General features: G+C 47.4%; 21 protein-coding genes. 3 read left to right on the top strand and 18 right to left on the bottom strand.

Annotated elements, in window-relative coordinates:
- Window positions 1-64: 64 nt before the first annotated feature.
- From PHW53_05035 to PHW53_05020, 4 genes are all read right to left on the bottom strand, one after another.
- Window positions 65-643, bottom strand: coding sequence for an HNH endonuclease signature motif containing protein (locus tag PHW53_05035; protein MDD4995796.1), 579 nt, complete (start codon window positions 641-643; stop codon window positions 65-67).
- An 8-nt stretch (window positions 644-651) separates the two neighbouring features.
- Window positions 652-1,122 carry a hypothetical protein gene (locus tag PHW53_05030; GenBank protein ID MDD4995795.1) on the bottom strand — a complete coding sequence of 157 codons (471 nt, stop codon included), beginning with the start codon at window positions 1,120-1,122 and terminating at the stop codon, window positions 652-654.
- A gap of 80 nt (window positions 1,123-1,202) precedes the next feature.
- Window positions 1,203-1,910, bottom strand: coding sequence for a hypothetical protein (locus PHW53_05025; GenBank protein ID MDD4995794.1), 708 nt, complete (start codon window positions 1,908-1,910; stop codon window positions 1,203-1,205).
- 1 nt (window position 1,911) lies between these two features.
- Window positions 1,912-3,015 (bottom strand): hypothetical protein, encoded by a 1,104-nt coding sequence (locus tag PHW53_05020; GenBank protein MDD4995793.1) that lies wholly within the window; start codon window positions 3,013-3,015, stop codon window positions 1,912-1,914.
- A gap of 107 nt (window positions 3,016-3,122) precedes the next feature.
- On the opposite strand from PHW53_05020, the gene PHW53_05015 reads away from it, so the two are divergent.
- Entirely contained in the window at window positions 3,123-3,914 is a 792-nt protein-coding gene (locus tag PHW53_05015) for a hypothetical protein (protein ID MDD4995792.1), read from the top strand.
- Between the two features lies 1 nt (window position 3,915).
- On the opposite strand, the gene PHW53_05010 is transcribed toward PHW53_05015, so the two are convergent.
- The 14 genes from PHW53_05010 to PHW53_04945 all read right to left on the bottom strand — a co-directional run bounded on the left by PHW53_05010 (window position 3,916) and on the right by PHW53_04945 (window position 11,361).
- A complete protein-coding gene (locus tag PHW53_05010) occupies window positions 3,916-4,122 on the bottom strand; it encodes a hypothetical protein (GenBank protein ID MDD4995791.1) in 207 nt (68 codons plus the stop codon).
- 171 nt (window positions 4,123-4,293) lie between these two features.
- Window positions 4,294-4,575 carry a hypothetical protein gene (locus PHW53_05005; protein ID MDD4995790.1) on the bottom strand — a complete coding sequence of 94 codons (282 nt, stop codon included), beginning with the start codon at window positions 4,573-4,575 and terminating at the stop codon, window positions 4,294-4,296.
- Window positions 4,572-4,739 carry a hypothetical protein gene (locus tag PHW53_05000; protein ID MDD4995789.1) on the bottom strand — a complete coding sequence of 56 codons (168 nt, stop codon included), beginning with the start codon at window positions 4,737-4,739 and terminating at the stop codon, window positions 4,572-4,574. Before PHW53_05000 ends, PHW53_05005 begins: the two co-directional genes overlap by 4 nt.
- 91 nt (window positions 4,740-4,830) lie before the next feature.
- Entirely contained in the window at window positions 4,831-5,232 is a 402-nt protein-coding gene (locus tag PHW53_04995) for a hypothetical protein (protein MDD4995788.1), read from the bottom strand.
- Window positions 5,229-6,104: a hypothetical protein gene (locus PHW53_04990; GenBank protein ID MDD4995787.1), complete on the bottom strand. Its 876-nt coding sequence runs from the start codon at window positions 6,102-6,104 to the stop codon at window positions 5,229-5,231. Before PHW53_04990 ends, PHW53_04995 begins: the two co-directional genes overlap by 4 nt.
- A 181-nt stretch (window positions 6,105-6,285) precedes the next feature.
- Window positions 6,286-6,876, bottom strand: coding sequence for a hypothetical protein (locus PHW53_04985; protein ID MDD4995786.1), 591 nt, complete (start codon window positions 6,874-6,876; stop codon window positions 6,286-6,288).
- Window positions 6,877-6,880: 4 nt separating this feature from the next.
- On the bottom strand, window positions 6,881-7,444 hold the full coding sequence (locus tag PHW53_04980) for a hypothetical protein (GenBank protein MDD4995785.1): 564 nt from the start codon (window positions 7,442-7,444) through the stop codon (window positions 6,881-6,883).
- A gap of 1 nt (window position 7,445) precedes the next feature.
- Window positions 7,446-7,799, bottom strand: coding sequence for a hypothetical protein (locus PHW53_04975; protein ID MDD4995784.1), 354 nt, complete (start codon window positions 7,797-7,799; stop codon window positions 7,446-7,448).
- Between the two features lie 20 nt (window positions 7,800-7,819).
- Window positions 7,820-8,008 (bottom strand): hypothetical protein, encoded by a 189-nt coding sequence (locus PHW53_04970; GenBank protein MDD4995783.1) that lies wholly within the window; start codon window positions 8,006-8,008, stop codon window positions 7,820-7,822.
- Window positions 8,005-8,442, bottom strand: a complete 438-nt coding sequence (locus PHW53_04965; GenBank protein ID MDD4995782.1) for a hypothetical protein — start codon at window positions 8,440-8,442, stop codon at window positions 8,005-8,007. Before PHW53_04965 ends, PHW53_04970 begins: the two co-directional genes overlap by 4 nt.
- 30 nt (window positions 8,443-8,472) lie before the next feature.
- The gene (locus PHW53_04960; protein ID MDD4995781.1) at window positions 8,473-9,186 is read right to left on the bottom strand and encodes a hypothetical protein; all 714 of its coding nucleotides are present in this window, start codon (window positions 9,184-9,186) and stop codon (window positions 8,473-8,475) included.
- A 2-nt stretch (window positions 9,187-9,188) separates the two neighbouring features.
- Window positions 9,189-9,803, bottom strand: a complete 615-nt coding sequence (locus PHW53_04955) for a hypothetical protein (GenBank protein MDD4995780.1) — start codon at window positions 9,801-9,803, stop codon at window positions 9,189-9,191.
- 4 nt (window positions 9,804-9,807) lie between these two features.
- On the bottom strand, window positions 9,808-10,596 hold the full coding sequence (locus PHW53_04950; GenBank protein MDD4995779.1) for a hypothetical protein: 789 nt from the start codon (window positions 10,594-10,596) through the stop codon (window positions 9,808-9,810).
- A gap of 507 nt (window positions 10,597-11,103) precedes the next feature.
- Window positions 11,104-11,361 carry a hypothetical protein gene (locus tag PHW53_04945; GenBank protein ID MDD4995778.1) on the bottom strand — a complete coding sequence of 86 codons (258 nt, stop codon included), beginning with the start codon at window positions 11,359-11,361 and terminating at the stop codon, window positions 11,104-11,106.
- A 127-nt stretch (window positions 11,362-11,488) separates the two neighbouring features.
- Here PHW53_04945 and PHW53_04940 point away from each other — a divergent pair, with 127 nt between their 5' ends.
- Together PHW53_04940 and PHW53_04935 are read left to right on the top strand one after the other, a co-directional pair.
- Window positions 11,489-11,767, top strand: coding sequence for a hypothetical protein (locus PHW53_04940; protein MDD4995777.1), 279 nt, complete (start codon window positions 11,489-11,491; stop codon window positions 11,765-11,767).
- Window positions 11,760-12,504: hypothetical protein (locus PHW53_04935; GenBank protein MDD4995776.1), on the top strand; the 745-nt coding region annotated here is incomplete at its 3' end. The genes PHW53_04940 and PHW53_04935, both read left to right, overlap by 8 nt.

Raw genomic sequence — 12,504 nt, 5'->3', positions numbered from 1 at the left:
GCGGCGCTCCACCACTTGCTGCCCTCTGCGATGTCGCCCATTATGATTGTAGAAATAATATCACCTACCCGTAGTAAAATTCGCCGTGGTGCTGTTTTGCTGCCTCACTTCTTGTAGAAGCAGCTTCTTGCACGGTACAAAAGGTGCCTAGCCACTTTTGCTTACCATTGACTTGTAGGTACGCACCATATTTTTTACTGCGTTTATCGAAACAGACTCCCTTGAAGCCGAGGGTGTTGTTTTTCCGATTCCCAGAATTACGTAGATTTTGTGTATGTGTGGCAAGCCGGATATTCACGATCCGGTTATCATCCCTAATTCCGTTTATGTGATCTATAAATACATCGGGCATTTCTCCATACACATATAGCCACGCTAACCTATGTAATTTGTAAGGAGTTCCTTTAAATCTCGTAACCCTATAACCTTCTAAGTGGGTGCCTACTTCATCCCCAACCTTAACACCAAACTTAGGGGAAATTAACCAAGTAAACAGACCCGTATCGGGGTCGTAGTGCATAATGGATTTTAACTGTTCTTGAGATAACATTCTGCTTCCTACGGCAAAACCTAGTAAAGAAGCACGCAGAGGCCAGCTAGGTACTGGTTTTCGATCTCGATAATCTATCTGCGCGTTTATCATTTTAGCACTTAGGCGGCGGTAATCACAAAAGTGTCCACAGTCGCGGTCGAGGCCACCGCGCTCGTCACCGAAGTCACGCGCATGTCGCCGGATGTAATTCCGATTGAACCGTCAATACGTACAAGTGTAGTGCTGGATGAATCATCGTCTGCGGCATTGGCCTGGAAGCGAAACCAACCCATGGTGCCCGCTGCAACCCCGGTAAAGGTCCAGACATTAGATGCTTTGGATACGGTGCGCCCGGATGGAGCGCCGAGTTCAAGTCCATTGGTGGCTGCACCTTCAACGAACGCGCCCCCTGCTGTAGTGATGCTGCCTAGCAGGGTGCCGGTAACAGCGGAGTCGGCGTCGGCGGGCTGTGCGCCTGAGTAGACGCGAATACAGCCGTCTTTCATTAGTCCGCGCAAGCCGTTTGCGCCCGTGTCTACGCCGTTTTCGCCAAATAGCTTGGTGATCAGGCCAGTGCTGTATTTAATCATGAATTTCACCTTTAGTGATTATTGCGTCATCACGACGCGGTTAGTCTCGCAAATGCGCGGTTAATTTTTACTGCTTGAATTTATGGCATGTCCGGCCAGTAACGGTTGCCTTTTGACAGGTTTTCTGCTGCCGTGATTACTTGCAAGTTAGCTTCGCAATGTAACCCACATACAAGCTTTGAACGCAAGGGGACTCGATGATCTACCTCCCATTTTACACCTGTTAATTCTGTCCTTAATTTAGCCAGTGAATAAATCTCTTCAATGAAAAATAAATTAGCCCATGCCGTAGTAGCTTGTAATTTTTTCACATTACGCATAACCGCATGAGCAACATATTTATGTTTATTAAGTATCCTATACTCTTTCTCTTTTAGAGATATTTGTTCTTTGTTTGCATCCCTATACGCCTTTCTATTTGCCCTGTTTTCTATGGCGTAATTTTTCTTTTTTATGGCGAGAGACTCTTTATTGCTAACACACCATAATTTAGTTCTCAATGAAATTGATTCTTTGTTTTCTTTAGCATATCTCTTTTTATGAGATGATATTTTATCTCTATTTATTTCTCGATATCCTTTTTTTTGCTCCAACAACATCTCCTTATTTTCCTCATAATATCTTTTCTTTCTTGCTGCAACAATTTCTTTGTTATTTTCGTTATACAGATTTTGATAAGCTATTACTTTCTCCTTGTTTTCTTTGTAATAAGCATTAGCTCTGTCTCTGTTGCATGTGCCGCAATATCTACCTTCAAACTCATTGCAACACTTCTTACATATTTTCATATTATGATCTCTTGTTCCAAGCTACTCCTGATCCATCAGTAAGTATAACCATCTTCTTAATTCCATCCTGCTCCACAATTGCTGTACTACACTGAATACCCGGTGCCGCAGAGAACTTTTTTTCTGTAATATTTATAAATGGAAGGGCTGAACATGTCCCTCTAAGCGTGTGGATTAAAACGCCACCATCAGGCAGTCTTGCTATTGATCTTCCGGCTGGCACTCCATACATTGCCAATGTTGTTAATACATCTCCATCATACGCATATATGCAGGAATCAGTGCAAATAATGATCGCTCCATTAGTAGTCGCCATATCACGAATTTCACCCGGTATTACCACGTAATCCTTTTGCATATCGTACAAATGATAAAGATATGGAGCGCTACGCCATACTATTGTCGATCCATTAGATAAGTTCCTACTTACATATAGTCTATTTTCAAAATAGACCAGCTTATTTATATCGTCAGGAAACGAATCTGCTAATATTTGCGTAGGACTTAATTGAACACCATTAGAAGAGTAGAATGTTGTTCCTCCTGCATCGGTCATATAGGTAGTGACCGTGTACCCGGCTGGCGGCGTGATCGGCGCAATGGTAATGCCGCCGTTTACGGTAAGCTCGATGCTGGCAATAGGGGAAGAACCGCTCTCAAGGCCGGTGGCGGAACGATAGCAGTAAGCAGCACTGTATGTACCCGCTGGCATTGTTCCGAGGATGGCGGACAGCACCGGCGGAGATGAGGGAGATGGCAGTTTGATGTTGGTGACGGTGTTATCTTCGACTTTCAGTCCGTCATTTGTGAAGAGTACACCGGCAAAATCTGTAAAAGATGTGGCCGTGGAAGCGCCTAGCGCAATCAGGCTTAAATCGGGGAGAACGCGGGAAAGAGTGCCGGATGCAACGACATAGCCGGATTGATCCAGCGTCGAATAGGCGGAGGTGACAGAAGAGATGGCCTTGGCGATAGCAAAGCCGTTGCGCCGCGTGAGGATGCCCGCGTCATCGATGTCGATATCCGTAGCGGCAGTCAGCGCATTATTGGGGATGGATCGGGGGGGAGAAACATTGAAAATGCCTCTGAAATTACTGATAATCATTATGCCACAACCATGCTATAATTCGTTATGTGGCTAGGCTGATCACCAAACAGCAAATTTATCACTTGCTTGCCACACCCAATAAGATACCTTGATAAGGAACTGAAATGCCCCAAAAACGCTCCCCTATAAATCCGGGAACAAAATACGGAATGCTTACTATTATTAGTGAGACTACCGATCATATTTGTCCAAGCGGCTATCGATCCAGAAGAGTTGTATGTATTTGTGATTGTGGCAAAGAACACATTGCTATTCTTAAGAACATTGTCAGCGGCAGTATTATTTCGTGCGGATGCTTTAGAGATAAGAAGCTTGCCAAAGTACAAATGACGCACAACATGAGTAATACTTCTGAATATAGCATTTGGCGAGGGATAAAGAAACGATGCCTTACTGAGAAATCTACCAATTATATTTATTATGGTGGTAGAGGTATCATGATTTGTGATAGATGGAGAAATTCTTTTGAAAATTTCTTTGCAGACATGGGCGCAAGACCAAGCATTAACCACAGCATTGATAGAAAAGATAATATGCTTGGATATAGTGCAGAGAATTGTAGGTGGTCTACAGTAAAAGAGCAAGCTAACAATAAAAGAAACAATATTATTCTTGAATTTAACAGAGAATCTCTTAATGTAACTCAATGGGCTGAAAAACTCGGAATTGATCGAATGCGCATATTCAATAGAATTGATCGAGGATGGTCTATAGAAAAAATATTGACTACGCCAATACAGCACAAGACTAGCCGAACCAATAGATGCGACATATTGTATAAACATGATGGCGTAGAGCTTACCGCTAGAGAATGGGCTAAAATGGCTAATGTAGCCCATGACGTATTCTATAAGAGACTTATCAGAGGATGGACTATTGAAGATGCTCTTTCCTGAATCAACTCTCATCGACAATGCTCCAGCTCAACACATTGCCGATAATTACAGGATATTTAACCCATGCCTGCTGTGCATTTAAACAACAAAACTGGTTGTCAACCACGCGCACAGTGACTTCATTGCCGGGGAAGTTATTCTGGATGGTGCCGCCATTGACGAGATGTCGATAAACATCAACCGGCGTAGTGAAGTCATGTGTAGACATGGGTTTCTTATCAACCTGAGTATGGGGTCACACGCTTTATGCGTGGGATAATGGATTCGAGGCAGGTCTGTGTAGGACAGCGTACCTGCGAAACTGAGAGAGAAGGGATAATGAATTAACCTACCTACACTAATCATCATAACATAAAATGACAATTTTAGCAATCACGGCTTATTTTTCCAACACCAGCGGGTCTTTTAGCGATATGCAGCGCACGATGCCGTTCGAATGCCACTTGGCCTCGATAAAGTGCATCGCCTTCAATTCAGCAAACAGACTCAGATAATCAGCCCGTGTCAAGGTCTTGTCCAAACCGTACAAAAAACAGCCGCCGCCTTCAACCGGAACCACTAAAGCATGAAACAGGTACGGCTCGCCTCGCGCCGGATGGATGTGGTCAGCGTAGGCGGATAAATGGAACGAGGTAAATATGGCTTCGCAACGAAATTTCACATCGACAGTTTACTGCCTATCGCCGCCGCCAGTTTTTCAATAAAACCGTCATCCATCAGCGCATTGATGATGCGATTAATATCGCGCTCGCTCAAGTAGCCTGGCACATTTCTGTCAAGCCGGTCTTTGCGCTGTTGCGCGGTTTCATAGGTTGCTGTGCTCAAGACTGTCTCCGTTGGCTTTTGCGAAATTGCATTTCCGGCTCGACAAAACTGGCATAGAGCCATGCTAAAATATAAATAAAAATAAATGTATTCACGGCAGCACCAATTCCGGCAATTGCGCAATAATGGCCTCAAGAGTGGGGATGGTTTGCGGGTTGGCCTGATAGTTAGCCAATTGCGTTAGCGCATTAGACCAGCAGGCGTCCATCCATTGGGCAAAGGCTACGCCCTCCGCTTGGAACGGCCCGGTGAAGCCTGCGCGCAATGCCGCCGTGTAGATCGTGTCATAGCCATGCGCCTGCGCGGTGCTATCCAGATGGGCCTGTAGCGCCGCCGTGTATTCAGCTATGCGCTGCTCAACAGTAGGCGCTCTTAACGCAGCCAGGTCAGCGACGCTGATAGGCGCTAGGCCGGGCTTGATGTACTCATCCTGTGAACCGTCGGACTCATAGGCGGAAATTTCTTGCGTGATAGTATCAATATAATATTTCATCTGAGTTCGAACCAGGATAATAGACCTGAAGATCCTACATTATTATAGGCTGAATAAGTTGCACCGTTAGGAACGATAAAAAATGCACTATTGATATTATCGCCGCCGGTTGCGCTGGATGCCGAACCCGCGAATGTTAATGCTCCAATTGTGTAACGTATTACTGTTGGTGTTGATGAGATCATGGAAACACTGACGGCAATTGGCTTGCCTGTGCTATTGGTATAAGTAGTTGATGCTGCTCTCGAAGCCGTCACATCCTGCCATGTTTGGCCTGCGCCAATACCGTTATTTCCTGCAATCTGCACCCAGTTGGTGCCATTTGAGTGTAAAATTATCGAATCGCCTAACTGCAATACAATAGAGGTTGTATTCTGCCCAAACGCGAGAAGAACGGAAGCGCCTGCTCTTAAAACAGTGCAAGCTCCGGCGTTTATATTCGATATGGCTATTATTGCGCCGACAGGCAATGCTGAAACGCCGGGCAATGTTAGGGTGCCTGCACTGGCTGAAAAGTAAACTATTGCCTTACCAACATCTGCGGCGGTTAGTGTAGCAGTTGCTGTATAAGCTATAGTGCCACCTGCATTTAGCCCTATCTGCATGGCATAGGCCGTGGTTGCTATGCTGGCGTCATTGTCAAATTGCGCGGCTGTAGGTGCTGTAGGATTGCCGGTAAAGGCAGGACTGGCTAAGTTAGCTTTCAGATCCAGCGCCGTCTGTTGCGCCGTGGACACAGGTTTTGCAGTATCGGCGGTATTATCGACGCTGCCCAGGCCGACATCGGCTTTTGCAATGCCAGTGACGGTATCACCTACCTGCAATTCCTGTATGGCCGTACCGTTTAATACTAAGGGATAACGGGCGGTCACGACACGGGCACCTGAATGGTCGCCCCGCTGCGGTTTAACACTGGCAGGTAGCCTAATGCAAGGCTAATCAGCACTTGAGAGCCAAGGCGGTTAAGAACTGATAAGTAGTTAGAGGGCATGGAGTCGCCCACAGGCAATTCCTTGATCGTCCCGGCATCATTAACCAGCGGTCTGCGTACGGTCATGCAAGCACTACCTGCGTTAAGGACTGGAAGTTAATCGCTGTCGCGGATATGGCAAAGCCGATAGGCTGCACGATATTACCCGAACCAGAGGGAGCCGTGCTGGTTGCCAGTCCTGCCGTCGTAGATAGAAACACCGAACCTGGAGTTTGCCCGGTGACGCTGGTGTTGGTGCCCTCGAAATAAACCGTCAGCGCAGCCCCGCTCCCGGCTCCGGCCAGGCAAAAGCCGTGAGCGGGTTTGTTTGTCGTCGCATCAGCCTTTCTTGCCTTGGCTCCAGTGCTATCCCAAATATTGACGAAATCGCCTGCGGCAATAGCCTCGGAAGTGGTAATTGATGCGGTATCCGCGCTAACACCGACTGGCATCATGGTTGCATCAATCCGTCCTGCGGCGTCCAGCGCCACCAGTTTGCCGGTATCGCCTGCCCCGGACGAGCTGGTTTTGCTGTTGACAATCGTGCTGTCCAGCACCCCTGACGCATTCAGCGCGACAATCTTGCCGGTATCACCCGCTCCTGCCGAGGTCGTGGGCGCGATGATTTCGGTGATGACGCCCGCATTGTTGGTTAAGTATTTATTGACTGCCATTGTGCTATCCTAAAATTATGGGGGGGAACAGCCGCACCATCAGTTTTGATGCGGATACCGCAATGCCGACTTGCTGGCTGTATCCGGTCACGGGTTCGGTTTGGGTAAAGGTGCCATTAACGCTTGCGTAAACAGGGGAATTGATAGTAAGGCCGCCAAAGCCGTCCAGTTCGCCCGCCACGACGACATCAACTAAAGCGCCTGCGCTTGCGGCTCCAGCAGTAATGCCGATGGCGCGTCCGGCGGTGGCGGCATCGCTGGAATCAGCATACTGCGCCGCTCCGGTAATCAGCCGGTTGCCGCCCAGCGCCACGCCTGCGGTCAATTGCAGCGCAACCCCGCCTGACGGGCCTGGAATCCCTTGAATCCCAGGAGGGCCTTGAACGCCAAGTTCGGCAAACTCAAGACTGGGCGTGTCGATCAGTATCAGGCCGCCGGATTCATCCAGCACAGCCAGTTCAGGTCTGGCCGCATCCAGCACTTCCAGCGCCGGGCTATCGACTACTACAATGTCGCCCGGCAGGTCAACCTGTTCTATCTGCGGCGACGGGGTTTCGACCAATTCCATATTAAGGTCTCGTCACGTCCTGTATGGTTTTCAGCCGTCCGGTGATAAAGGTGCGCTTGCTGCCGTCCGCGAAGGTGACTTGCAGATCGTAAAACCATTTGCCCACACCCAGCGCCAGAACTTGCGCCGCGCTTAAGGAAAAGGCGATATTATTAGTGGAGCTGCCAAGCACTACGGTAAAGGAGCCTACCGCATCAGCATCGGCTTTCGCCAGTTTGATTTGCGCAAGCCCTGTGCAGCCGGTAAAATTAAGGGGCACGGAATCGGCATCTTTCCAGGTCACGGCAAGATTCAGGGTGTCGCCCAGATAGGCGGTAATATCGTAGGTCAGGATGTTGGGGGAATATTCAGCCATCAATAATCGCCGTCAAATTGTTAAAGTGATTTCAGTGGTCGAGCTAACCCTGCCAGCAGCTTGGCTTCTTCCAATTCCACTTCATAATGGTGAATGAGTTCCAATATCTCCAGACGCTCTTGATCGGAAAAGTAGGGATCGGCATGTTGGGAAATGCGGTTCTGGTGCAGCACGTACAGCAGAGTCTCTAACCGCTTGATTTCAGTCATTTTGACGCTCTCACAGACTTCTTGCGTTTAATAACTTCAACATCGGAGACAATATCCGCGACGCGCTCTTTTTGCTGCTTTATGTGATCTTCGCTGGCGCGCACGTCTTGACTAACTTGCTCAAGCTTGGGCGCAAATTTCTGATCCAGGTTTAGCGAGTACGTCCAGAACGCGCCGATGGCGGTAACAATCACGCCGACGCTGGCGCACAGCACTTTAAAGCCGGTGGCTATCTGCTTCAACAGGGCGTCGAACTTGCTGCTGATGGAGTTAAGCGCAGCCAGCATTTCCGAGTCCTTCTGCGCCAGCTTGGTCAATTCCGTCTCATGATGCAGCCGGATTCGCAGGGCTTCTTCTTGCTTTGACTCCAGAATTGCAATGCGGACTACAAGTCGAGTTTCCATGTCTGAGCGGCGCTCATCTGGGTTAGTCATGACGGCAACCTCTTGTGAGGGTGATCCTGATTACCAGTTATCATCGTCTACGCCCGTAGATATTGTTTTAGTGTAGGATGCCGGACCAAGAATCAAGGATCGCGGACTTTCAAATTGATGCTGACGCACTTTTGCCGATACCGGCTCTCCGAATATCTGGTTGAATCGCGCCAAATAGTAATCGGATTTTTCCTGATTGAACGTATCCGCATCCTGCTTTTTATAGCACTCGTGCAGCATCCAGTAGATCAGGTCGCGATGATTTTCTTCCGGTATCTCAGGCTCCTGGCTGGTTGATGTGATCGCATCGGCAGGGAGACGGTAGGTTTCAAGATAAACGTAACCGCCCGCGTCTGTAGCGTCGGGAACAGGCGAAATCCGCAGTTTGCGGCCTGATATGACGGCATAGACAGTCTTGCCCGCCATGCCGGAATCAGTGCGCCATGTAGCCGATATGGCGTCCATATCCTCTTTGGCTTTCTTGATAACGTAGTTATTGTCAAAGATGATATTTTCAACGACTGTCACTATGGGGTCGATGTTGTAACTGGCTTGCCCATTAACCAAGGTTATGCGCGTATAGGCCGTTGTCGAATCGTCATAGATAAGGTCTGCCCGATTGCACGACTGCCTTTCCGCTTCCGTCAGTTTTCTTAATAAGTTGGCGTCGCTCCACAGATATTCGGCGGTCGCGTCGTTCAGATAATCTTCACGAATCGTCGTAATCAGACTGCTCGCCAACATAATTATCCGGCCTGCATTATTTTGAATACTATGGTGCCGGATGTCCATGCCGTGACTTTCAGCCGGACAGCTTCTGCCGGAACGGTTAAACCGCCCGCTATATCCACCGTCCCGGAAGCCACCAGGGTAAAGGCTAACGGCGTGATGGACGAGTCCTGAACATTATCAAGCGTGCCCTCAAGCAAATAAGTGGCTGCGCCAATATCGGCCTGATAGGAATAACTGAACGGGGTTTTATAACGATTTAACGGAATCCACGGCGTTTCAAGGGTAGCTACCCAGCCGACCGTGACCGCTCCGGCTGTTGCGGCATCGACGACTACGGATGAGACGGTCTTGAAGTTCTTGGCGCTGGTTGTGGTGCTGGTTGCAGAACCGGCAAGCGTTTCTGTCTGCGCATTCCCCGCGTCATCGGTGCCTGTGACCACGAAGGATCGCGCGGCGTCTGACCCTGCGCACGTTACCGTGACATGCTGCGCCGTTGGAATTGAGCCTGCGCCGCCGGAACTCAGCGCCCCGGCAATGGTTAAAGCGCCTGCGGCTAATGGCGTCTGCGATAGGCAGATACCATCAGCATCAGTACCCGTTATGGTGTACGTCTTTGATGATGGTTTCATGGGCTTACGCCTGAGTTACGCCGAACAGGGTATCCGTGGAAGCTGGATCAGTGCGATACCAGACAGAGACAGCAGAACCGTCAGTAGCCGAGTTTAAATCAATAGTTCCACGCACATCGCCGGTAGTGGCTGAAGCCGTAGTTGTTACAGCCGCTACAACAGTTGGCGCTGTGGCTTGCAGTGTTTCATTGAAATAGCAGCCGTTAGTCAGGAAGTCAGATTTTGCAGGAAGCGCATAAGGCAGTCCCAGTACGTCGCCCCAACCCATGTTCAAGGTGTTTGCGGTTGCGTCTGCGGCTGAGGTAATGGCAATAGAGTAGATGTATTTGAAAGCTTTTTTGCCGTCTGCAACAATGCTGGTAGCTGTAGCTGCCGAGGTAATGGTTTCGGTCATGGGTTGGCCGTAATAGTCATAACCAGTGACAGTGATTGTCAATGCTGCGGTTGTGCCTGCGTCTGCGTTGATCGTGGTGATATTACGCGGTACGTCAAGTACCCATACAAGACGATTAGCGCCGTTCAGGAATACAGTGCTTGGAGCGGCAATTGCGCTGTCTAACGGAGTTGTGCCGGCAGTAGCGGTGGTATAGGTTTTTGTCGATGCGTTAGGCATCTCTGTACTGGTTGCGGCTTTAACAAGGCCGTCAGCGTCAAATACGGCAGGTGAGCCTAAAGAGACTTTAGTGAGCGGATTGAACGGTGCGCCGGGTCTTTCGTTAGCGGCAAAGGCTTTGGCGTTATATGCATCGCCAAAATACAATTGGCTGGCGTGTGATAAATGATGTTTAGACATGATAGTATTCCTTTCGTCATCTCGACGATAGACATCCACTTAAGGACAAGTGTTGCGGATTCAGCGAATGTTAAATCAACAACGGGAAAACAGGCATTGCACCTATATAATATATAGGATAGCACAGATTGAGTGTAAAGTAAAGTGGATATGTCGCATTCGTCCATGATGGATTGGACGGACATTTTCCTGCAAGCCACGAATACCAAGGCTTGCAGGCTTGCGTACAAATACAGGACGGACTATATCCATATGCGGTTAAAGTTCAGTGGTGTGGCGTCTTGCCGCTTAACACGGCGTTAGGCGTCAGCGTTGCATTGTGCAATTGGCAGATATGCTCGGCATTCTCTAGCCATTCCTCGTATTTCTCAGCGTCCAGCGGCTGCGCTTTGTCAGGGTAAGAGGCAATTATCTTTTCTCATCGCTCCATCCGGTTTTGATGCTAAATCCGCTCATGCTCACGCGCCATTTGCGCGGATCGTCGATTTCTTGTCTCATGTTGTCTCGTCAAGTGATGTCAGGCGCAAATTCGGCTTCACAATGTCGATTTGTGTAAAAATCGTATATAGATTGCGACAAGTCGTGCAATGCCGTTTCCGTATCGTTTAATCGATTACCTCTATAAAACTCAGTTGTTGGCAATCCGCGTAATTTCGCAAATTCTGCTTTATCAATTTTGATTGATATGTCTCCATCATCACGCATCAACATTTCTATAGCTAACCCATTCGAGCTATTGTAGACTGAACTTGTTTTTGTTTGCATTTTTATCTCCGGGTAAAAATTTATTATAGCATAGGATTTGATTGTTTATAAGCTTGATAATCGTTAATTGTAGTTGTATTACAGTTATCCCTGTGTTATATTACACATAAGCAAACCGGAGGCATCGATGAAAGAACAAAAGTTATTAAATGAGCCAAGAAATATAGTAATCACAGGCTATATAAGCGAATTAGACCACCTTACCGAGCGCGGCAAGTATGAAGTTGAGTGTTTTGATGAATACGGAATAAAAATGAACCTAGAAGATAGCAACAAAAATTACAAATCCGTCAGGATAAAAATTGAAACCTACAAGAAAATAAAACTGCTTGCGGTTAAGATGGACATGCCGATCACTCGGTTAATTGAGATTATGTTTGATGAATTTAAAAAATCTCATGAGTAAATTTCAAATATTGCCGCACGATCAATTTATCGCCAAGGCTATTGCTGCGCACGGAAATAGATATGATTACTCAAAAACCATCTATACAAAAGCGCATGATCCAATCAAGATAATATGCGCTGTGCATGGTGAATTTACACAGAAAGCCTATTCTCATCTTTCGGGCAGAGGATGTAATTTATGCTCTTATGAATGCCGTGCTAAAAAACAAAGCTATACGCTTGAATCCTTTATTGAAAAAGCAACGGCTATTCATAGCGATAAGTATGATTATTCGCTCGTTTCTTATAATGGGAATAAGAAAAATGTGCCTATAATTTGCGCTATTCATGGCGAGTTCCTACAATCACCCGCCAATCACATGAAAGGACAGGGATGCCCTGTGTGCGGAATTGATAAGATTAAGACGAATTTGCTTGGAACGGCAGACGATTTCATCAATAAAGCTAACAAGGTGCATAACTTCTTATATGGTTATGAGAACGTAATTTATAATGGCAATAAAAAGAACGTAATAATAACGTGTCCTGAACACGGCGGATTCAAGCAAGCGCCATCCAATCACCTTCAAGGAGCCGGTTGCCCTGAATGCGCTAGATTGAAATCATTCACGCACAAGCTGAAATCAACTGAGCAGTTTATAAAGGAAGCAACAGCAAAGCATAATGGGCGATACGAGTACTCTTTAGTCGAGTATAAGAAAAGCAACGAAAAAGTTAAAATTATTTGTAAAGAAC

It is taken from the genome of Patescibacteria group bacterium, from assembly GCA_028710985.1.
Classification (GTDB): domain Bacteria; phylum Patescibacteriota; class Patescibacteriia; order JAHJFT01; family JAHJFT01; genus JAQTTB01.
The sequence above is the reverse complement of the archived record's forward strand: the minus strand, read 5'-3'. Positions and strand labels throughout refer to the sequence as shown.